15 protein-coding genes are annotated in these 19,355 nt (G+C 61.8%); 2 read left to right on the top strand and 13 right to left on the bottom strand.

The window, feature by feature from the left end; all coding sequences use genetic code 11:
• Positions 1 to 170: 170 nt before the first annotated feature.
• The 4 genes from RBI05_RS13715 to RBI05_RS13700 all read right to left on the bottom strand — a co-directional run bounded on the left by RBI05_RS13715 (position 171) and on the right by RBI05_RS13700 (position 6,254).
• Positions 171 to 2,141 carry a PTS fructose transporter subunit IIABC gene (locus tag RBI05_RS13715; protein ID WP_310551515.1) on the bottom strand — a complete coding sequence of 657 codons (1,971 nt, stop codon included), beginning with the start codon at positions 2,139 to 2,141 and terminating at the stop codon, positions 171 to 173.
• 123 nt (positions 2,142 to 2,264) lie between these two features.
• A complete protein-coding gene (pfkB, locus tag RBI05_RS13710; protein WP_310551514.1) occupies positions 2,265 to 3,188 on the bottom strand; it encodes a 1-phosphofructokinase in 924 nt (307 codons plus the stop codon).
• A complete protein-coding gene (locus RBI05_RS13705) occupies positions 3,185 to 3,937 on the bottom strand; it encodes a DeoR/GlpR family DNA-binding transcription regulator (protein WP_310551513.1) in 753 nt (250 codons plus the stop codon). The genes pfkB and RBI05_RS13705 overlap by 4 nt, the downstream gene beginning before the upstream one ends.
• Before the next feature lie 301 nt (positions 3,938 to 4,238).
• On the bottom strand, positions 4,239 to 6,254 hold the full coding sequence (locus RBI05_RS13700) for a TetM/TetW/TetO/TetS family tetracycline resistance ribosomal protection protein (RefSeq protein WP_310551512.1): 2,016 nt from the start codon (positions 6,252 to 6,254) through the stop codon (positions 4,239 to 4,241).
• 124 nt (positions 6,255 to 6,378) lie between these two features.
• On the opposite strand from RBI05_RS13700, the gene RBI05_RS13695 reads away from it, so the two are divergent.
• Positions 6,379 to 7,335: an S-layer homology domain-containing protein gene (locus tag RBI05_RS13695; protein ID WP_310551511.1), complete on the top strand. Its 957-nt coding sequence runs from the start codon at positions 6,379 to 6,381 to the stop codon at positions 7,333 to 7,335.
• Between the two features lie 195 nt (positions 7,336 to 7,530).
• Here RBI05_RS13695 and RBI05_RS13690 read toward each other — a convergent pair whose 3' ends face one another.
• The 8 genes from RBI05_RS13690 to RBI05_RS13655 form a co-directional block, all read right to left on the bottom strand.
• A complete protein-coding gene (locus tag RBI05_RS13690; RefSeq protein WP_150458125.1) occupies positions 7,531 to 9,681 on the bottom strand; it encodes a Tex family protein in 2,151 nt (716 codons plus the stop codon).
• 201 nt (positions 9,682 to 9,882) lie between these two features.
• Positions 9,883 to 10,233, bottom strand: coding sequence for a type II toxin-antitoxin system PemK/MazF family toxin (locus tag RBI05_RS13685; protein ID WP_150458034.1), 351 nt, complete (start codon positions 10,231 to 10,233; stop codon positions 9,883 to 9,885).
• 3 nt (positions 10,234 to 10,236) lie between these two features.
• The gene (locus RBI05_RS13680; protein ID WP_150458124.1) at positions 10,237 to 10,518 is read right to left on the bottom strand and encodes a CopG family ribbon-helix-helix protein; all 282 of its coding nucleotides are present in this window, start codon (positions 10,516 to 10,518) and stop codon (positions 10,237 to 10,239) included.
• A 229-nt stretch (positions 10,519 to 10,747) separates the two neighbouring features.
• A complete protein-coding gene (gene alr, locus RBI05_RS13675) occupies positions 10,748 to 11,929 on the bottom strand; it encodes an alanine racemase (protein WP_310551521.1) in 1,182 nt (393 codons plus the stop codon).
• 157 nt (positions 11,930 to 12,086) lie between these two features.
• Positions 12,087 to 13,235 carry a LolA family protein gene (locus RBI05_RS13670; protein ID WP_310551510.1) on the bottom strand — a complete coding sequence of 383 codons (1,149 nt, stop codon included), beginning with the start codon at positions 13,233 to 13,235 and terminating at the stop codon, positions 12,087 to 12,089.
• Positions 13,236 to 13,599: 364 nt separating this feature from the next.
• Entirely contained in the window at positions 13,600 to 14,424 is an 825-nt protein-coding gene (locus RBI05_RS13665) for a hypothetical protein (protein ID WP_310551509.1), read from the bottom strand.
• Positions 14,425 to 14,492: 68 nt separating this feature from the next.
• Entirely contained in the window at positions 14,493 to 15,875 is a 1,383-nt protein-coding gene (locus RBI05_RS13660) for an MFS transporter (RefSeq protein WP_310551508.1), read from the bottom strand.
• A gap of 133 nt (positions 15,876 to 16,008) precedes the next feature.
• Positions 16,009 to 17,163, bottom strand: a complete 1,155-nt coding sequence (locus RBI05_RS13655) for a winged helix-turn-helix domain-containing protein (protein ID WP_310551507.1) — start codon at positions 17,161 to 17,163, stop codon at positions 16,009 to 16,011.
• A 213-nt stretch (positions 17,164 to 17,376) separates the two neighbouring features.
• Here RBI05_RS13655 and RBI05_RS13650 point away from each other — a divergent pair, with 213 nt between their 5' ends.
• A complete protein-coding gene (locus RBI05_RS13650; protein WP_310551506.1) occupies positions 17,377 to 18,174 on the top strand; it encodes a TrmB family transcriptional regulator in 798 nt (265 codons plus the stop codon).
• Positions 18,175 to 18,206: 32 nt separating this feature from the next.
• On the opposite strand, the gene RBI05_RS13645 is transcribed toward RBI05_RS13650, so the two are convergent.
• On the bottom strand, positions 18,207 to 19,319 hold the full coding sequence (locus RBI05_RS13645; RefSeq protein ID WP_408638334.1) for a phosphodiester glycosidase family protein: 1,113 nt from the start codon (positions 19,317 to 19,319) through the stop codon (positions 18,207 to 18,209).
• Positions 19,320 to 19,355 lie beyond the last annotated feature (36 nt).

Here is a 19,355-nt window from a genome sequence, read left to right as displayed (position 1 = left end):
CTGAATATTGTTTGAGCTTCTGCCCTTTAAACGCCATAAAAATGCACCCCTTAGATTTTATCGGAATAACCAGGGGGTTTTTCCAATGTCTATTCTAAGGGGTGCACTTCATATACCGGAAGCGGGTCTTAGGTTGGATATAAGATGCAATTGCCGGTTCGTTCTGCAGGTTACCGGGCGCGGAGCGGCTTCTTCCAGAAGCCGAGGATCAGCCCGGACAGAACCGCGCCGACCGCTACAGCGAGAAGGAACAGCAGCGCATGATTGGCGAGCGCAGCTACAAAGATGCCGCCGTGCGGTGCCGGCACGTCGATATTCCAGAGTTGGGTCAGGCCGCCGGCTACAGCCGAGCCGAGAATGCAAGAGGTCAATACCCGCAGCGGATCGGCGGCTGCGAACGGAATAGCGCCTTCGGTGATAAACGACAGGCCGAGCACATAGTTCGTGAGACCGGACTGGCGCTCCTGGTCGGTGAATTTAGATTTGAACAGCGTCGTAGCCAAGGCGATGGCCAGGGGCGGCACCATTCCGCCCGCCATAACAGCCGCCATCATCAGGCCGTTCGTATTTCCGCTGGATGTGAATACTCCGATTGCGAACGTATAGGCCGCCTTGTTGAACGGTCCGCCCATGTCGATCGCCATCATGCCGCCGAGAATGAGGCCGAGCAGCACTTTGTTGCCGGTGCCGAGGCTGTTGAGACCGTCGATCAGGCCCTCGTTGATCCAGCTGAAGACCGGGTCGAAGATGAAGTACATAATGGCTCCGGTGACGAGAAGCCCCAAGACCGGGTAGAGCAGGATCGGCTTCAGTCCTTCAAGCGACTTAGGCATGCCGGCGAGAGCCCGGCGAAGTCCGAGAACGACATAGCCGGCGAGGAAGCCCGCGGCCAGGCCGCCCAGGAAGCCGGCATTTGCCGTGGCAGCCATGAAGCCGCCGACCATACCGGGCATGAGCGCCGGCCGGTCGCCGATGCTCATCGCGATGAAGCCTGCCAGAATCGGAATCAGGAAATGGAAAGCGCCTTCGCCGCCCCCAATGGCTCCGAGCAGCTTGACGAGCTCGTTATCCGGGCTAAGCGTACGCTCCAGCAGGAACGAAATCGCCAGCAGAATGCCGCCGCCCACGACGAACGGAAGCATATGCGAGATGCCGTTCATCAGGTCTTTGTAGATTCGGCTGCCGACCTTTGGCCGACCCGTAGAAGACCCGCCCGAGTGCGCTGCGCCCGCAGCGTCGCCGCCGGCCGCTCCCTGGCTGCGGTAGATCGGCGCTTCGCCGACCGCCGCCTTGCGGATCAGCTCCTCCGGCTTCCGGATACCGTCGCTGACCGGCCGCTGAAGCACCGGCTTGCCGTCAAAGCGCGCCATGTCGACCTGCTTGTCGGCGGCGACAATGACGCCGCTGGCCCGGCGGATTTCGTCAGCGGTCAACACATTCTGCGCGCCTTCCGAGCCGTTCGTCTCGACCCGGATGCGGACGCCGAGCTCCTGCGCTTTCTTCTTCAGCGCATCTTCGGCCATGAAGGTATGCGCAATGCCGGTCGGACAGGCTGTTACCGCGACGACAAAAGCTTCGCCTGCCTCCGGTTGTCCGGCACCCGCATCCGCAGCCGAAGACTCCCGCCCGTCCTGCGGCAGGACCGGGCTTGCCGCGTTCGCTTCTAGCCGCTCCCCCGCTTCCGCTTCGGACTGCTTGGCATCGAACAGAGCAACGACTTCATCGGGCGTCTCCGCCTTCTTCAGCGCCTCCATGAATTCCGGCTCGATCAGCAGCCGGGACAGCGCGGCCAGTGTGCGCAGGTGCATGGTTCCCGCTCCTTCGGGAGCGGCGATCAGGAAGAACAGGTGGACCGGTTCGCCATCGAGCGAATCGTAGTCCACACCGGCGAAGCTTTTGGCGAAGAGTACGGTCGCTTCCTTCACCGCTCCCGTCTTGGCATGCGGCATGGCAATGCCGCCTCCGATGCCCGTGCTGGATTCGCGCTCCCGCTTCCAGATCATCTCCGTGAACAGCTCCCGGTTCACAATGCGACCGCTTTCAACAAGCTTCGCAATCAGCTCGTCGATGACCTCTTCCTTCGTCGCGGATGCCAGGTCCATAATCATCACTTGCTTCAGCATCAAATCCGTGATTTTCATTCGATTCAATCTCCTTTACGGGTCATTCACAGCGGTGTCATCCGTATCAGAAGCGTCCCCGAAGGGCCTGGGTCTATGCGACTAGGCGCAAGACCCGGCAGCCGAACGCAGACGCCTGCTCTTCTATCCGGTGTGTGCTATCTTCCGGATCTCCACCTGCGGACGCAGGCGTTCAATGTCGCTCCGTTCAGCGAGGTCATCCGAGAAAGCGGTCGCGCTTCCGCAGGCCACGCCTGCGCGGAACGCTTCCAGAACGCTGCCGGTGGCATCAAGCGTGCCGACGAATCCGGCAATCATGGAGTCTCCCGCGCCGACCGAATTGCGGACCGTTCCCGCCGGAGCCGCCGTGCGGTACGCCGCGGACTCCGTAATCAGCAGCGCCCCTTCGCCGGCCATCGAAATCAGCACATGCCTCGCTCCCCGCTCCAGCAGCCGCCGGCCGCAGCGGATCAGCTCTTCCTCGGTCCGCAGCTCCGTCCCGAACAGCTCCGCCAGCTCATGATGGTTCGGCTTGATGACGAGAGGGTTCAGCGGCAAAGCGTTCAGCAGCGCCTCGCCGGTCGTATCCATTGCAAAATCGGCCCCGGCTTTCTTCACCGCCTCAATCAGCCGGCTGTAATAGCCTGCGCCAAGCGAAGGAGGCACGCTTCCGGACAGCACGGCGATATCGCCCGGCTTCAGACGGGACAATCTGGTGATTAATTCCTCCGCCTCCGCCTCCCGGATCTCCGGCCCCTGGCCGTTGATCTCCGTCTCTTCGCCCGCTTTCAGCTTGATATTAATCCGGGTATCGCCTTCTATGAAGACGAAATCCCGGCCGATTCCTTCACTCCGCAGCCGGTCGTCCAGATGGCGGCCGGTAAAACCGCCGAGGAACCCGGTCGCCGTATTCGCAATCCCGAGCCGGTGCAGCACCCTGGAGACGTTGATGCCTTTGCCTCCGGGGAGCTTGAGATCGCGGTTCATCCGGTTGAGTCCGCCCAGCTTCAGTTCCCCGACCTCGACGATATAATCGATGGAAGGGTTAAGCGTAACCGTATAGATCATCGTTCTCCCTCCATTACTTGTGTCTTGTGAAGAATGGAAGCCCGCATCTGGGAAGGCACGGCCTCCGTAATCAGGGTCGCTTCGGCAAGATCGAACAGCTTCGCGAAGGAGACCCGCCCGAACTTGCTGCCGTCGGCCAGCACGTAGGTCTCCGCCGAGAGCTGGTGCGCCCGCCGCTTGACCATGGCTTCCTCCGGATCGGGCGTGGTAAAGCCCATTTCGGCATCGACGCCGTTCGTCCCCAGGAAGCATTTGTCAAACCGGAAGTTATCCATATTCTGCAGCGCAATGCTGCCGATAACCGCCTTGGTATGACTCTTCATCATCCCTCCCAGCAGGTAGCTGCGGATCTGCTTGCCGACCAGAGCCTCCACATGCGACAGCCCGTTGGTCACTACCGTAATCCCTCGGGCTTCAATATATGGGATCATGGCAAGCGTCGTTGTTCCGGCATCCAGATAAATGCACTCGCCGTGCTGGACCTTAGCAGCCCCCAGACGGGCAATTACATTCTTCTGTTGAACGTTTGTGGAGGATTTCTCCTCCATGCCCGGCTCCAGACTGCGCTGCGGAGAAAGGGTCGCGCCGCCGTGGACGCGTCTTAGCAGCCCGCGGGCCTCCAGATCAATCAAATCCCGGCGTACCGTGGATTCGGACGCACCAAGCAGCTCGATCAGCTCTTGGATTTTAACGGTTCCCCGTTCCTGTAAGCGCTGTAAGATTAGGGCATAGCGTTCTTCGGTCAACATCTGCATTCCTCCAACTGAGTTAATCATATCATAAAAACCTTAAAAAACAATCATTATTATTCAAATTCATTCACAACCGTTCAGACCACTCTAACCTGACGGCCTAGACCCTATTACCCGCAGCCCTGCCCGCTAAAAAAAAGATGCCGGCAAAGGCCGGCATCCTGTCAGCTTCCGAACCCCCTGCCCCTCCCTGTCGGGATGCAGAGAACCTTGTCTTTTGCCGCCCGGTCCCGGTCTCCAGCGCCAAGCCTCCCGCAGCCAGGTCTCCCGCCGTCCGGCAAACCGGCCGCGGCCGAACCTACCCCTGAAGCGCCTTGCGGACGCTCAGAATATAGCGGGCCTGGTCGAGCGGATTCACGCCCCGGCGTGTCCGCTCCGCCTTCACGTCAGGCGGGCATTCCTCGTAGCCGTCGAATACGCTCGAGAACGTGCCTCGGCCTTTGGTGAAGGAACCCAGCGACGCCGGGTAATCCAGCGAGGTCGCCAGCGGCACCCGCCCTTCTATCCATATCCGCCCTTCCCGGAGCAGCGGCGGCTCAAAGGAGCCCCGCATCTGCACAAGGTCGTTCATCACCCGTCCGGCGTTCTCTTCCGGTACGGCGATCCGCACGCACAGCATCGGTTCCAGCAGCTTCGTTCCCGTCCGCGCCAGCCCGTCCATCAGTCCCATAGGCGTCGCCACGGCAAAATCAAGCGGATGGGTATGCCACACATGATGCTGGCCTTCCACCAGCGTCACCCGCAGGTCGGTGACCTCCCAGCCGAAGAGCCCTTGGCTCAGCGTCTCCGGCACCCGCCGGGCGGTCTCGTTCTGATACTGCGGGAGCAGGTCCGAGCTGCGGACGATGGACTCATAGATCAGGCCGCTGCCCCGCGGCAGCGGTTCGATGGCGAAGCGCAGAATTGCCCAGCACGGTTTGGGCATCGTATAGGCAATGAAGCCTTCGCCGGCCCGGGCCGGCGTCTCCTTGTAGATCACAGACGGCGGTCCGAAGGTGACGGCCAGACCGAAACGCTCCCGAACTACACTCGCCAGAATCTCCAGTTGAATCTTGCCCATGACCTTGATGTGCAGCTCCCGGTCTTCCGGCAGCCACTGGGCATCCAGCAGCGGGTCTTCATCGGCCAGCTCCCGGAAGGCGGCCATCGCTTCATGATCCGCCGCGCCTTCCCAGAAGACGCGGACCGTCAGCAGCGGAACCGCCAGCTTCGCTTCCGGCGGCACGGCGTCCGGCGAGCCGAGCACATCGCCGACCCGGGCGTCTGCCAGCCCGTAGACGGCGGCGATGTCGCCTGCCGCAAGCTCCGGGACGGCCTGGGCCCGTCCGCCCTCCAGTCTGCGGATCTGCGTAACCTTGCCGCCCGTCTCGCCCGCCGGGCCGGGTACGGCGTCCCGGTTGCGGAGCCGTCCCCGGTAGAGCCGGACGAGCGCCGCCTTGCCGAGCCCGGGGTCCTGCTGGACGCCGAAGACAATGCCCGACAGCGGCGCTTCGGGATCGCCTTCCGCCGGCGGCAGGTAGTCGATTACGGCATCCAGCAGCGGCCCGATGCCGATCGCCTTCGCCGCCGCTCCGTACAGGAGCGGGAACATCCGGCAGGCGGCCGTCTCCCGGGCCAGAAAGGCCTTCCACCCGGCCGCGCTGTCCGTCTCCCCCGCCAGATAGCGGGCGAACATGTCCTCGTCGCGTTCGGCGAGGCTCTCCAGCAGCGCCGTCCGCTCCGGGCTTCCCGGCGCATCGGCCCACAGGTCGGCGGCTCCGCTGTAATCCGGCCCCGTCCCAAGGGGGCGCTGCACCGGAATGACGCCGTCCGACAAATAGGCGTGCGCCTGTTCCAGCACCCGGGCGGGGTCCGCGCCGATCCGGTCCATTTTGTTCACGAACAGAAGGGTCGGTATCTTCAAGCGCCGCAGCGCGCTCCAGACCGTCTCGCTCTGGGCCTGCACGCCCTCCGCCGCAGACAGGATGAGCACCGCGCAGTCCATGACCCGCATCGAACGCTCCACCTCCGACAGAAAGTCGACATGCCCGGGCGTGTCCACCAGATTGATCTGCGTGCCTCTCCATTCCAGCGAGACAATCGCCGACCGCACGGAGATGCCCCGCTGCCGTTCCACCTCAAGGGAATCCGTCTGGGCGGTTCCTTCATCGACGCTGCCGAGCGCCCGGATCCGGCCGCTCTCATATAAGATATGCTCCGTGGTTGTCGTCTTCCCGGCATCCACATGCGCGAATATGCCCAGGTTCAATCTGCGTGTTGCTCCCTTGTCCACTCTGCCATCTCCCGCTTTCGCTCCGTTGTCGTCTCTCTTCATTGTAGCCGATCTCCGGCAGGGGTACCAGAAGACGAAAGCGGACCCGTATCCAAGGAATCATCTTGACGGAGGAGTGCAACTTTTTGACGAACCGAGACATCTATAAGAGCAAGAGGTGATGATCATGAGAAAAACTATCGTGGCCTGCGGCATACTCGCCGCATCCTTGTCAGTCGGCACGGGCGCTTACGCCTTCTCCGATCTGAAGGGACATCCGGCCGAAGCCAAGATTGACAAATTGCATCAGTCTGGAGTGATTAACGGCGTGACCAGCGACCGCTTTGCCCCCAATGCCAAAGTGACGAACGGCCAGGCCATTCAGTTCCTCGTATCCGGTCTGGGCCTGAAGGCGAACGATTCCGATGTGCCGGTCTTCACCAAGGTGAACGCCAAGGCCTGGTATGCCTCCGCTATCCACATTGCGGCGCAGAACGGCCTCACTCTGCATGCGTCGTTTGATCCGAACGCCGTCATGACCCGGGCCGACTTCGCCTATCTGCTGAAGCAGGCTCTGGATGCCAAGGGGACCTACCCCGTAACCCGGATGTACCTGTATATCGCGGACGGCGACGTTCTTTCGGGCGAGCTCAATTCCAGTCTTCAAGTGCTGCTCAACACCCGGATTATTTCGCTGGAGAGCGGCGACAGATTCCGGCCGCATGATGCCATAACGCGCGCCGAAGCTGCCGTGTGGCTCTACAACGCCGTAGAATTCGCCCGCACGTCAATTACACCGAAGACAGATCTGCCCGCCGAACCCGCCGGGGAAGCGGACGCGTACACATCTGACGTTCAAGTGGATAAGACATCAGAGGGCGTCAGCCGGGTAACCTTGACGGTCGGCGGTCTGCCGAACCCGGGCTACAGCGTCAACGTCACCAAGATTGAATTCGGCACCGGCAAGACGGCCGTAGTCTACTTCCGGGTGACAGCGCCCAAGACCGGGTTCTATACCCAGGTCATCTCCAAGGGCACTGCTGTAACGTATGTGCCGGAAGGCTACACCGTAACGGCCAAATCCGAGGGCGGAAGCTCCGATTCCCGGTATTCGGACGGCTCCGGCAGCAATCCTCTGCGTTAACCGCCAGGACGCTTCGAGCACTTAAGAAACGGCAATCCTTAGGACCTGCAATCTCCTGATAACCGCATTAGGCAAGAAGAAAGCCCCCATCCTCGCTGCAAAGCGAAGACGGAGGCTTCTTCCTGTTTGCCGCCAAAACGGCCTTAACGAATCAGATTGCACGCTTGCCGAGTGCGCCTTCCGCCCTCCGCCCGCTTACTCGCTTCCATCCTCCGGCGGGATCATCGTCAGGCTGACCCGGCCCTTGCGCTCGTCCACGCCGAGCACCCAGACCGTCACATTGTCGCCGACCGCCACGACGTCCATCGGATGCTTGACGAAGCCGCGGCGCAGCTTGGAGATATGGACCAGACCGTCGTTCTTGATGCCGATGTCGACGAAGGCGCCGAAGTCGATGACATTGCGCACGGTTCCCTGCAATTCCATGCCGGGGCGCAGGTCCTCCAGCTTCAGCACATCCGTGCGGAAAATCGGCGCGGGCAGCTCCTCCCGGGGGTCGCGGCCCGGGCGCTGGAGGCTCTCCAGAATGTCGCGGAGTGTCGGAACGCCAACGTCCAGCCGTTCCGCCAGCTCCTCCGGATTCTGCGCGGCGAGCTTCTGCGCCAGTTCCTTCGTCCCTATCGTCCGGAGGTCGAGCTTCAGCTCGCGGAACAGACCGTCCACGACCGGGTAGGACTCGGGATGGATCGGCGTCTTGTCCAGCACGTTGTCCCCTTCAGGAACACGCAGGAAGCCGATGCACTGTTCATACGATTTGGCTCCGAGCCGGGGCACCTTCTGCAGCTGCTTCCGGGAAGTGAACTTGCCGTTCTCCTCGCGGAATTTGACAATATTCTTGGCGATGGTTCCGTTGACTCCCGCAACGTAGGACAGCAGGGACGGGGATGCCGTATTGACATCCACCCCGACGTGGTTGACCGCCGATTCCACGACCGCCTTGAGGCTCTCCTCCAAATGCTTCTGGGAGACATCGTGCTGATACTGCCCGACCCCGATTGCCTTCGGCTCGATCTTCACCAGCTCCGCCAGCGGGTCCTGCACGCGCCGGGCGATGGAAGCAGCGCTCCGCTCGGCGACGTCGAGGTCCGGGAACTCCTCCTGCGCCAGCTTGGAGGCGGAATAGACGCTGGCCCCCGCCTCATTGACGATGAGATAGGCCAGGGAAGGGTCGCCGATGTCCGCAATGACCTCGGCGGTGAACTGCTCCGTCTCCCGCGAGCCGGTGCCGTTGCCGATGACAATGAGCTTCACGCCATACTTGGCGATCAGCTCCTTGAACTTCGCGGCGGCTTCGCGCTTCTTGTTGTTCGGCGGGGTGGGGTAGGTCACCGCCACCTCCAGCAGCTTGCCCGTCTCGTCCACTACGGCAAGCTTGCAGCCCGTACGGTATGCCGGGTCCACCCCCAGCACGACGCGTCCCTGGACCGGCGGCTGGAGCAGCAGGCTCCGCAGATTGCCCGAGAAGATCGAGATGGCTTGATTCTCGGCCCGTTCGGTCATTTCCCCGCGCACTTCCCGCTCTGCGGATGGCGCGATCAGCCGCTTGTACGCATCCTCGATCACGGCTTCCAGCAGGTCTTTGACCGGGGAAGGCCCTTTTATGAACTTGCGGGCCATGAAGGCGTGAACGCGGGCCGGATCGAGCTCGATGCCGACCTTCAGGATATTCTCGCGTTCGCCGCGGTTAATCGCGAGAATGCGGTGCGGCGGCATCTTCGACACCGGCTCCCGGTAGTGGTAATAGTTCTCGTACACCGATTCCTGCGCGGCGTCCTTCGCTTCGGAGACCACCACTCCCTGAGCCGCCGTATGCTGGCGCACCCAAGAACGAATCGCCGGATCGTCGGCCAGCATCTCCGCAATGATGTCCATTGCACCCTGGAGCGCCTCCTCCGCCGAATTCACGCCCTTCCCGGCGTCGGCATACCGGGCCGCTTCCGTCAGTGCTTCTCCGCTGCGGCGCTGCTCCAGCACCCAATTCGCCAAGGGCTCCAGCCCCTTCTCCCGGGCAACGCTGGCGCGGGTCTTCCGCTTCTGCCGGTAAGGCCGGTACAGATCTTCGACCTCCTGGAGCTTGACCGCACGGCCGATGGCCGTCCGCAGCTCCTCCGTCAGCTTGCCCTGCTCTTCAATGATCCGCAGCACTTCCCGCTTGCGCTCGCCGAGCGAACGCAGATAGCCAAGCCGCTCTTCAATGTCGCGCAGCTGATTCTCGTCCAGCTCCCCGGTCATTTCCTTCCGGTACCGGGCGATGAACGGAATCGTATTGCCCTCGTCCAGAAGCGACACCGTCGCCTTCACCTTGGCGGCTCCCAGCCCCAGCTCCGCCGCGATAACGCCGATCATTCTCTCCAGCTCGCGCCGCTCCGCTTCCGCAGAGACGGCGGCTTCCGTAATTTTGTCCACAGCCAAGCCGATTCCCTCTTTCCTTGTAGCCTAGGGTTAAATGGTATCACATTTATTTGAGCCCAAGCAAAAAGACGCCCCGCTCCCGCAGTGCGCCTCCCTTACAAATGTTTGATTGGTTTTAAAAAGAGCCGGCCCGGATTAAAAGTCGATCAGGCCGAGGCTGATTTGCAGCGAGTCATCCACCTTTTTCATCGTTTCGTCGTCCAGGTGGGTGATCTTGTCAGTCAGACGCTGTTTGTCGATGGTCCGCACCTGCTCCAGCAGGATAACGGAATCCCGGTCGAAGCCGTGTGACACCGCGTCAATCTCGACATGGGTCGGAAGCTTGGCCTTCTGGATCTGGGCGGTGATGGCCGCCACGATTACCGTCGGACTGAAGCGATTGCCGATATCGTTCTGAATGACCAGAACCGGACGTACCCCGCCCTGTTCCGAGCCAACCACAGGCGACAAGTCGGCAAAAAAAACGTCGCCGCGTTTAACGATCAATAGTTACACCCCGCTAACTAAGCGGCCAAGAGTGCTGTCGGCGTCTTCTTCAGCGAGGAACGCTTCACAGGCCATGGACAAGTTGATCTTGGCCATCTCCATGTATCCGCGCTGCATCGACTCCCTTATGGAACGCTTCCTCCGTTCACTAAGATACAGCTTCATGGCCTGCCGGATCAGTTCGCTGCGGTTGGAATTGTCGAGTTCGACGATTCCGTCCACTTCCTGCAAGAGATGATCGGGCAAGCTGATCATGATTCTTTTGGTGTTCTGCAAATTGGCCACCTTCTCTTCCACCCCCACAAACCTTCTGCCCTTGTATTCCAGTGTAGCAATATGCAAGGAATTTTATACAAGGAATATATGCAGCGAGTATATCAACTATGCTGCATCCATGTCGCATCCCATTATAAACTACAATCGGCGGTTCGTATAGACTATACCTCACATAGTTGTATACGATTGAATATTTCGTGACCGTTCGCCACGGCCGCCGGGAGGCTTACAAGAGGCTTTAAGGTTTCAAAAGGGCATTGACGAGACGGGGCTCGGCGCCGCTTCGCGCATATACGCGCGGTACACGCGCCTGAATCATGCAGGTCACCTCGTAGTGAATCGTTCCAAGCTGATCCGCCAGTTCATCGGCCGTTATGACCGCGTCTCCCTGGCTGCCGATCAGTACAACTTCTTCGCCGGCTTTAATATGTTCCGCTTCTTCGGACAAGGATTTGAGTGAGATCATGCATTGGTCCATACAGATGGTTCCGACGACAGGAACGCGGCGGCCGCGGATCAATACTTCCGCTTTGCCGCTGAGCATGCGTGAATATCCGTCTGCATAACCGACGGGCAGCGTGGCAATCCGCTCCCCGCTGTCCGCTGTATAGCGGGTTCCGTAGCTTACGCCCCAGCCTTGGGGCAAATTCTTGACGTAGACGGCCATCGTCTTGAGCGTCATGACCGGATGGAGCCGGACCGTCTGCCGGTTCACCTCCGCAGAGGGATACAGCCCGTACAGACTGGCGCCTACTCGCACCATGCCCAGCGACAACTCCGGCAGATCAATGGCCGCAGCGCTGTTGCTTGTATGTATGATCGGGATGGTCAGGTCTCGTTCCCGAAGCGCTTCCGTCACACTCATGAATCGCCGGTACTGCTTCAGTGTATAGCTCTTGTCCTGTTCGTCTGCCTTGGCAAAATGGGTGAACATCCCCTCCAGTTCCGCTTGCCGGACTGTCAGCACCTCTTCGATAAACGGCGGCGCGTCGGGAGGCAGCAGCCCCAGCCGGCCCATGCCGCTGTCAATCTTGATGTGCACCTTGAGTCTGCGTTCGCCTTCCAGCGGCAGCTGTGCCACCGCCTCCAGAACCTCCGGGGTGAAGAGCGTTACCGTTACATCGTGCGCATAGGCTGCGGCAATCGCTTCCGGCGGCGTATAGCCCAGAACCAGAATCGGGAGGCCCACTCCCGCCTGGCGCAGCTGGATGGCTTCGTCCAGAAAAGCGACGCTGGCGTAGTCCGCGCCCAGCGCTTCCAATTCACGTGCAATCTCCACCGCTCCGTGTCCGTAGGCATTTCCCTTGACACACCCCATGAACCGGGTTCCTTCCGGCAAGTGCCGGCGGAAGGATTCATAGTTGGCCCGCAGCGCATCCAGGTCAATCTCGGCGATCGTCGGTCGATAGCAATCCTGCACTTTCTTCGTCACCTTCTCGTTAGTATTCCCAAGTTCTTAATCGTAATGGTAATGCTAACGGCTGGCAGTGTCAATTCGGCCGGAAAGACCGGGTGCAAAAAGACGGATACCGCCGGCGCAGAGGGAAAACTCCACAGCAGTACCCGTCTACCCGTTATTATTTACCCGATTGCCCTTCCATAGAAGCGGCAATTTGCATCATTTCTGAAAGCGGCAGATTTGCGCTCGTCAGACGGTACTCCATCCCGTCTCCCGGCATCCAGGTCAGCGTCCGCTGCTCATCGCCGGTCAGCAGCCCGGCGGTGAAGCCCAGGTCGATCATTGTGCCCGGCACCAGCGACACGGCCAGGTCCTTCGGCCGCGACTCGCGGATCGTGAACTGGTAGATGCCGTCGTAGCGGAGCAGAACCGCATGGTCCTCGCTGCCTTCAATCACGTTGGAATCCTTCTGCGTTACGCCTTCGGGCAGATAGCCCGGTTCAATCACGCCAAAGCTGCCGAGAACCGCCCCGGCTTCGCCGGACCTAGCGGTTGTGCCGGAATCCCCGGCTGCGCCCGCTGCCCCGGATGCCTCAGGCGACGAATCCTGCCCCTGGCCGGCCTGAGCCGCAGGCAGCGGATTGCCGTTCTCATCCACCTCAGCCACGGTCTCCTTCGAGGCGTCGCCGCTCAGATTCTTCTGCATATCAAAAGAGTCCTTCGAGAACTGCGGATCGAAGGCAAAGCTGTCGAACTTCACATCAACCACTACTTTGGCTTCGGAGTCCGATACCTGCACCTGCTGGGGCCGGTATGTTTTTTTGTCCAGCCAGATCTTCTGGCGGACCAGCGCGCTGCTCTGGTAGTTGGCGGCCACATCGAAGACATAGCTGTTCTTGTCTTCGGCGAACTGGCGGTTGTCGTCGGAAGCGATGCCTTTCAGCAGCGTCTGATAGAGATAGACCTGCCCCTGGTTGTCGGGCCAATCGCTCTGGAAGCGGAAGCTTTTGCCGAGGCTTGGGGTCAGAACGAAGACGCCGTCGTCGTTGCGCAGCACGATCTGCGTAATTTTCTTCTCCACGTTGGCCAGGCTGATCCGGTAGAAGGACGGGTTCTTGTACCAGATCTCAACCTTATACTCCTGCGGCTGCTCGCCCGTGTACAGCGTCATCGTGGCCGCTCCCTTGTAGGCGCCCTCCTTGCTCTCCAGCTTGTCGGCCACTCCGTTCAAATCCTTCACTACGGAAGCGGCATCCTTCTTCCCGCACCCGCTGAGTGCCAGGACCACGCTCAACACAATCACAAGCACGCATGCAATCCGGCGCATGACATCATCCCCTTAACCTGTATTGGTAACGTTGAATAGTACATGTCTATGAGGGACAAGAACGCATTATGCAGACGGGCGTGACAAGCAGGAAGGCGGCCCTGGCGGGCGCACATCAAACAGCGGCCGCCCAGGGATTCCCTGAACGGCCGCTGCCGTTGATACTAAGGAGAGGAGGCGTCTTCAGACCGGTCCGCTATCCGCGAGCCGAACGCCCAGGTGCCGGCAGACGCGCGTACGCCCCGTTCCATAATCCGGTCATGATTGCGGACGCCTCCATCCTTTCTTCACCCGGACCTCCCGGACAAAATGCACCTCCGTGCATCCGTTCCGCCCCCGGAAGGAGCAAGAAGTTCACCCGCATTCACGGCGTCCACTCGTCATGGACGATTCCGACCAAAGCCCGGTCTTCGCCGTGCTTCTTGAAGACGAGCCGCAGACTGCGCCAGTCCATGCCGTCCGCGCCGGGATCGGTGCCGCCGATATGATACTCGACATAATCATATGCAGAGGGGGGATAGACCTCCTCCAGATTGTTGCGGGCCGTGCTCTCGCCCAGCGCCCGGTTCAGGACGGTCTCTGCACCCGCCGCGTAATCGGCGTCGTAGACATACCGCTTGTAATAATCGCTGAACTTCAGCTTGATCGCCTCTCCGGAACCGGCGGCTGTTCCCCAGACGCGGCTCTCGGGGTCTTTCATCAGCTTCTCCGTCTCCTCCCTGGGGAAGACCGGATCCTTCTTCTCGTCCACATGCGCATCCGGCGAGAAACGCAGTCCCTCATCCGCGTCCGTCCACGCCGCCACAGTCTTCATATCGCCTGCCGCCAGCGCCCGCATGACCGTCTTCGCCGCTTCCAGCGCCGTCGGCGGTTGGCCTTCTTCGGGAGCGGCCTCCGGCGGCTCGGCGGAAGCTGCTGACGGAGAGGCCGTACCGGCAGTCTCTCCGGCGGCAGGACCAGAGGACGGGATGGCGGGCGCATGGGTCCTACCGGCCATACCGGCAGACGATTCCGCAGACGGGGCCGCACTCTCCGTGCTCCCGGGCGTGTACGCCGGGCTCGACGGGGAGACGCTGCCCGCCACGCCGCCGCAGCCGCCGAGCAGGAGCAGGACCGCAAGGGAAGCGGAGAGACCCGCTGCGGCTCTTTTGGACGAGAATCGCCCTTCCGCAGGATGGATGCTTCGCATAGAGTTACCCTCCTTAAGCTTGCATGATGGCTGTTGCCTCTTCTCAGACGACACTCGGCTTCCGGAAGTTACAGAGGGTCGGCGGATATGGCCGTCTCCGTGCCGGGTTCCGGCCACAACCGCCGGCGCAGCAGCAGCCCGGCCGTTCCGAGGCCGGCGAGCATAAGCCCGAAGGCGAGGAAGACGGGGCGGGGGCCTGCCGCCTGCACGAGCGTTCCGCCGAGCAGCGGCGCCGCAATCATGATCGCGCTGAGGAGCATGTTCTGGATGCCGAAGACGCGGCCGGTCATGGCGGCGGGCGTTTCTTTTTGCAGCCCGTAATTGAATGCGATGAAGAACACCCCGTTGCCCGCACCCAGCAGCAGACCCAGCAGCAGGACCGGCATGGCTCCTGTCCCGTCCCGCAGCAGGCCAAGTCCCGCCAGCGACGCTCCGATCAGAGCGTATCCGCCCCCGAGGCGAAATCCGAGGCTTCCCCTTCGCATACCGGCGTTCATAGCTCCCACCATGGCAATGGCTCCGATGCCGGCGGCCGAAATCATCCAGCCGGGCAGATAAGACCGGTCCGGGGCCAGTTCCCGGAACAGGCTGGCGAACTGGAAGTCGACCATCTGAATTACAACCGAGCCAACAAGACCGAACAGGAGCAGAACCCGCAGCATCCGGTTCTGAAGCACGAATGCCCACCCCTCCCGCCAAGTCTCGCGAAAGGAGGCCCGTTCCGACGCCAGCTCCTCGGTCCGCTCGCCGCTTGTGCCGCCGGCGGCCTTCATGCCTGCCCCTGCGGGCAGCCCGGCTGTGCGCCCCGTATCCCCTGTATTCCCTGCCCGGACCGACAGCAGCAGGCCCCAGGACAGCAGCCGCATTCCCGCATTCAGCGCAATGCACCATTCGGGCGAGAGCGCGACCAGCACCGCTCCGCCGAACAGCGGGCCTGCTACCTTCGAACCCTGCATGACCAGCGCGTTCAGCGAGGACGCCTGGAGAAGCTGGTCCTCCCGGACCAGACTCCTTGTCAGCGCCTGCTGGGCCGGCACGTTCAGCGTCGATACCGCCGAGCGCAGCAGCAGCACCGGAAGCAGCCAGACCATGCCGGGCGCCCAGATCAGCACCGCTGTCAGCAGAGCCGTGGCCAGATCGCACCAGCGCATCAGCTTCAGCCGGTCCAGCCGGTCGGCGGCGGCGCCGGCCAGGCTGCCTAGCACAATGCCGGGCAGCGCGGCGCTCACCGGAATCAGCGCGAGCATCAGCGGCGACACCTGCCACCGGTAGCCGGCCAGCACCTGAATCGCCAGCATATCGAACCAGTCGCCGAAGCTCGCCGCCGCATACGCGGTATAGACACGCACGTACACCCGGTTCCGCAGCAGGCTGTCCGGTCCGATGCGGGGCCATGCCCGCTTCGGGGACAGCCCTCTCTTCTCCGCAGTCTCTCCTGTTATCTCTTCCATTCTTCCCATCCTCCCCGGACGGCCGCAGGAGCGGCCTCTCTTCCTAGGCTCACTCTACCGCCAAATTGTCAGAGAAAGATCAGAGAATCAAGATCGGCAAGGCGGTGTCCGGGGAGTATGGTGTTCAAATCGCCTAATGCGTTCCAAGAGCCGCGTCCAGCTGCTTCCGCAGGCGCGGCAGCGCCCCTGGTATCCCATACCGTTCCAGCTCATCGGCGAAGCGGGCCTCATAGCGGTTCCGCAGCGGATGCTCCGGCTGCAGACCCATACGCCGGCAGGCGTGAACGATCCGGTGCAGGCCCGAGAGCTTCAGCGGCACAAAACCGGAGACCTCCAGCACATCCAGACCTTCCTCCAGCAGCTCTCCGGCCCGCTTCTCTTCTCCGCTGCGCAGCTCAATCAGCCCGCGAAGCACAGTGAAGCTGCCGATCTCCCGCAGGAAGGGCCGCTCCCGCATCATCGCTTCGATCCGGCACTCGTCCTCCCGCAGCGTTTCATCCGGCGCGCCCGCCAGGAGACGGACGAACAGCGCCGAGGTCGCGACCGGAATGTCGAAGTTCTCGAAATCCGGGGACGCTATCACTTCATAAGTGTCCGTCAGTTGCTCTTCCGCCCGCTCGAACCGGCCGGTGACGGCATAGAGATCGAGGATGTTAAGCACCTTCATCTCCGCATGCTGGAACGGACTCAGCACCTCTCGCTCCAGTGCGCATTCGGCATAGCGCAGACTCTCCTCCGCCTGAAGGCCGGTCATCGCAAAGAGCAGCAGCGCGTATATCCGTTCGGTCAGCGGAAGCGTGTCACCAAGCAGCCACTCCAGATCGCCTTCGACAAAATGGATGTACCAGGCGTAGAACGGGTCAATCTCGTACCCGAGCACCTCCTGCTGCCGGGCCAGCGCCAGCATCGACCGGCCCTGCCCATACCGCTGATAGGTGGCGAATACTCCCCGCATCGCCTCCCGCAGCCCGTCGTCGCGGGCCGACGGATTGGCATCGACGCGCAGGCCCGGCTCCTTCAGTGTCAGGCTGTAGCCCAGCCCCCGCACCGTGCGGATCGTCACCCCCGGCAGCGGCGCAAGCTTGCGGCGGAGCCGGTATATATGATCGTCCACCGTCCGCTCCACCGGATATTCCAGCGGCCAGACGGCGTCCAGCAGATGTTCCCGGGTGAAGGCCCGGTCTCTTCCCTGCACCAGAAATCGCAGCAGCGCGAACTCCTTGGGCAGCAGCGTGACCGTGACCCCGGCGGCCGAAGCCGTGTAGCCGTTCTCATTCAGTTCCAGCATGTTGATGCTCCTCTGCTCCCTTTCGGCCCCTTGGCGGACCTTCCGTATGTATTCTTCCGTTTATTATATCAGACTCCTTATCGGTCAAAAGCGCAGGTTAACCGCCACGGGGGAAGCGCCGGAATTTCTTGACAGAACTCTTCACCGGAAGTAGTATTCTATAATACGTCTAACCAATCCGGCCGATGTGCCGGCAATAAAGGAGCCAAGGTTATGATCGAATCCCTGCGCAAGCTTGGGCTCTCCGATCTGGAGGCCCGCTGTTATCTGGCGCTTCACGGCCAAGCCGCAGCGTCGGGCTACGAGGTAGCCAAACAGGTATCGGTCTCGCGCTCGAATGTATACGCTGCGCTGCGCTTGCTGGTGGAGAAAGGCATCTGCCGGATGATCGAGGGCGATCCCGTTCTGTTCGCTGCGATTCCGGTCGGCCAGGTTATCAAGCTGCTGCAGACCGACTTCGAGCGCACTGCGCGCGAGCTGACCGAACAAATGACGGCTCCGCCGGAGCCGTCCTCCTTCTTCTCCAATTGGAAAGGAGAGCGTCAAGTCACGCAGGCGATCCGCCGCCTGGCGGCGAATGCGCAGCGTGATATTCTGGCCGATCTGTGGGCGGAGGACCTGCCCCGGCTGGAGGAACCGCTGCTCGAAGCCGAGCGCCGGGGCGTCGCGGTCCATCTCATGCTGATCGGGGAGACGCCTACGCCTCTTGGTCACGTGATCCTGCACAGCCGGCCGGAAGGACCGGCCCCGGCGAGCCGGAACTTCTCGCTGCTGCTGGACAAGCAGCAGGCGCTGCTCGGCAGCTTCGGACAGCAGACGGCGTCCGCGCTCGAGAGCAATCACCCTGCCGTGCGCAGCGTGCTGGAGACCTCCTATTTCCACGATGTCGTTATGACGCGAATCGAGAACGATTTTGCCAAGGAACTGAAAGAGAAGTACGGAACGAACTACGCCCTGATCCGGCGCGAGCATCCCGAGATGTGTCCGAAGCCGAAGCGTTCACCGGAGTGAACGGGCGGCGTGCTTCTTCGATTGCCGGGTATTTACTGCAAAGTTACGATAATCGCGTTGCTGATCGGTCGGCCCGGCGCGGTCAGATACTTGCCGTTGCAATACAGGCCGCTTGAGGCGCCGCCGTCCAGGTTCATCGCCTGGTAGGCCCCGGCCTGCTTCATGATCTCCGCCAGCTGCGGAATGGTCGCGCCTCCGGTGGTCAAGAGCAGCAGCTTATGGTCCCGGGTAATGCCAAGCGCGCTTCTTGCGCCGCCGCCGGTGAGAATCTTCGGGTCCCGGAATCCTTCCTCCCGGACATGAATGGATACCTTGCCGTCGGTCACAAGACGAGGCCCGGCCTGCACGGCCCCCTCGATAACGCCCGCATCGAAGCGCCCGCGGAAATCCAGGCCTGGCAGCAGTTCGGCCAGCCCGTTGGCGTCGTAGACAAAGGTGGCTCTCCGGTCTCCCGGGCTGTTCTTCAACAGCTTGCCCCCGCTCGCGATATATCCGTAAGGCGCTTTGTATTCCCCTTTGGTGTACGCGTCAAAGAAAGTCCCGTTAATCGCCGCCACTGCCTTGTTCTGTACCGCGATTGACTTCAATTCCTGCACGTGTCCGACCGTGCCCTGCGCGAGCGCGACCCCGAGACGGACCTTCGGATGCAGCAGCGACACGGTGACAACGCGGGTATGATATGTGCGCGAACCTACTTTGAAGGCCCGCTCGGCGCTCGTGACCGGCTGCGATGCGGCTAAAGAGCCGATGCCATGGACTACCGGCAGGGCAGCCGCGTCGCCGCCCGCCGCCACGGTAACGGAGGTGCCGCCGCTGTTCCAGGTCAGGTTCAGATTCAGCTGTCCGGCCAGGAACCCGGCCGGAACATAAGTCGCGCCCTGCTCGGCGAACGGAGCGGCTGGAAGCGCGGCCGGCTTGCCGTTGACTTGAGCCGTCAGACTGCCCCGGACAAGGGTGAGATGCGTCTCTCCCCGGCTCACCGTAATTGCGCCGTCCGCTCCCGCGCCGGTTGAAATGCCGGCAAATCCGTCCAGGAAGCGGACCGGAAGGAAGCTGCGGTTCTGGCCGTCGACTAGCACCGCCATTTTGACGGCAGGCGCGGCGGCATGGGCGGGGGTCAGGATCAGCCCCAATGCCAGTAGCATGACGGCTCCGAGCGTCAGGAGCTTCAGCCTGCGCAG

This window comes from Paenibacillus glufosinatiresistens (assembly GCF_031470375.1).
In the GTDB taxonomy this organism is placed as follows: Bacteria; Bacillota; Bacilli; order Paenibacillales; family Paenibacillaceae; genus Paenibacillus_AQ; species Paenibacillus_AQ glufosinatiresistens.
The sequence above is the reverse complement of the archived record's forward strand: the minus strand, read 5'-3'. Positions and strand labels throughout refer to the sequence as shown.

What these genes read in the sequence shown, in the direction of transcription:
- RBI05_RS13715 (WP_310551515.1), bottom strand. Translation starts at nt 2,141, where the DNA reads ATGAAAATCACGGATTTGATGCTGAAGCAAGTGATGATTATGGACCTG.
- pfkB (WP_310551514.1), bottom strand. Translation starts at nt 3,188, where the DNA reads ATGATCTATACGGTTACGCTTAACCCTTCCATCGATTATATCGTCGAG.
- RBI05_RS13705 (WP_310551513.1), bottom strand. Translation starts at nt 3,937, where the DNA reads ATGTTGACCGAAGAACGCTATGCCCTAATCTTACAGCGCTTACAGGAA.
- RBI05_RS13700 (WP_310551512.1), bottom strand. Translation starts at nt 6,254, where the DNA reads ATGAAGAGAGACGACAACGGAGCGAAAGCGGGAGATGGCAGAGTGGAC.
- RBI05_RS13695 (WP_310551511.1), top strand. Translation starts at nt 6,379, where the DNA reads ATGAGAAAAACTATCGTGGCCTGCGGCATACTCGCCGCATCCTTGTCA.
- RBI05_RS13690 (WP_150458125.1), bottom strand. Translation starts at nt 9,681, where the DNA reads ATGATCGGCGTTATCGCGGCGGAGCTGGGGCTGGGAGCCGCCAAGGTG.
- RBI05_RS13670 (WP_310551510.1), bottom strand. Translation starts at nt 13,235, where the DNA reads ATGCGCCGGATTGCATGCGTGCTTGTGATTGTGTTGAGCGTGGTCCTG.
- RBI05_RS13665 (WP_310551509.1), bottom strand. Translation starts at nt 14,424, where the DNA reads ATGCGAAGCATCCATCCTGCGGAAGGGCGATTCTCGTCCAAAAGAGCC.
- RBI05_RS13660 (WP_310551508.1), bottom strand. Translation starts at nt 15,875, where the DNA reads ATGGAAGAGATAACAGGAGAGACTGCGGAGAAGAGAGGGCTGTCCCCG.
- RBI05_RS13655 (WP_310551507.1), bottom strand. Translation starts at nt 17,163, where the DNA reads ATGCTGGAACTGAATGAGAACGGCTACACGGCTTCGGCCGCCGGGGTC.
- RBI05_RS13650 (WP_310551506.1), top strand. Translation starts at nt 17,377, where the DNA reads ATGATCGAATCCCTGCGCAAGCTTGGGCTCTCCGATCTGGAGGCCCGC.
- RBI05_RS13645 (WP_408638334.1), bottom strand. Translation starts at nt 19,319, where the DNA reads ATGCTACTGGCATTGGGGCTGATCCTGACCCCCGCCCATGCCGCCGCG.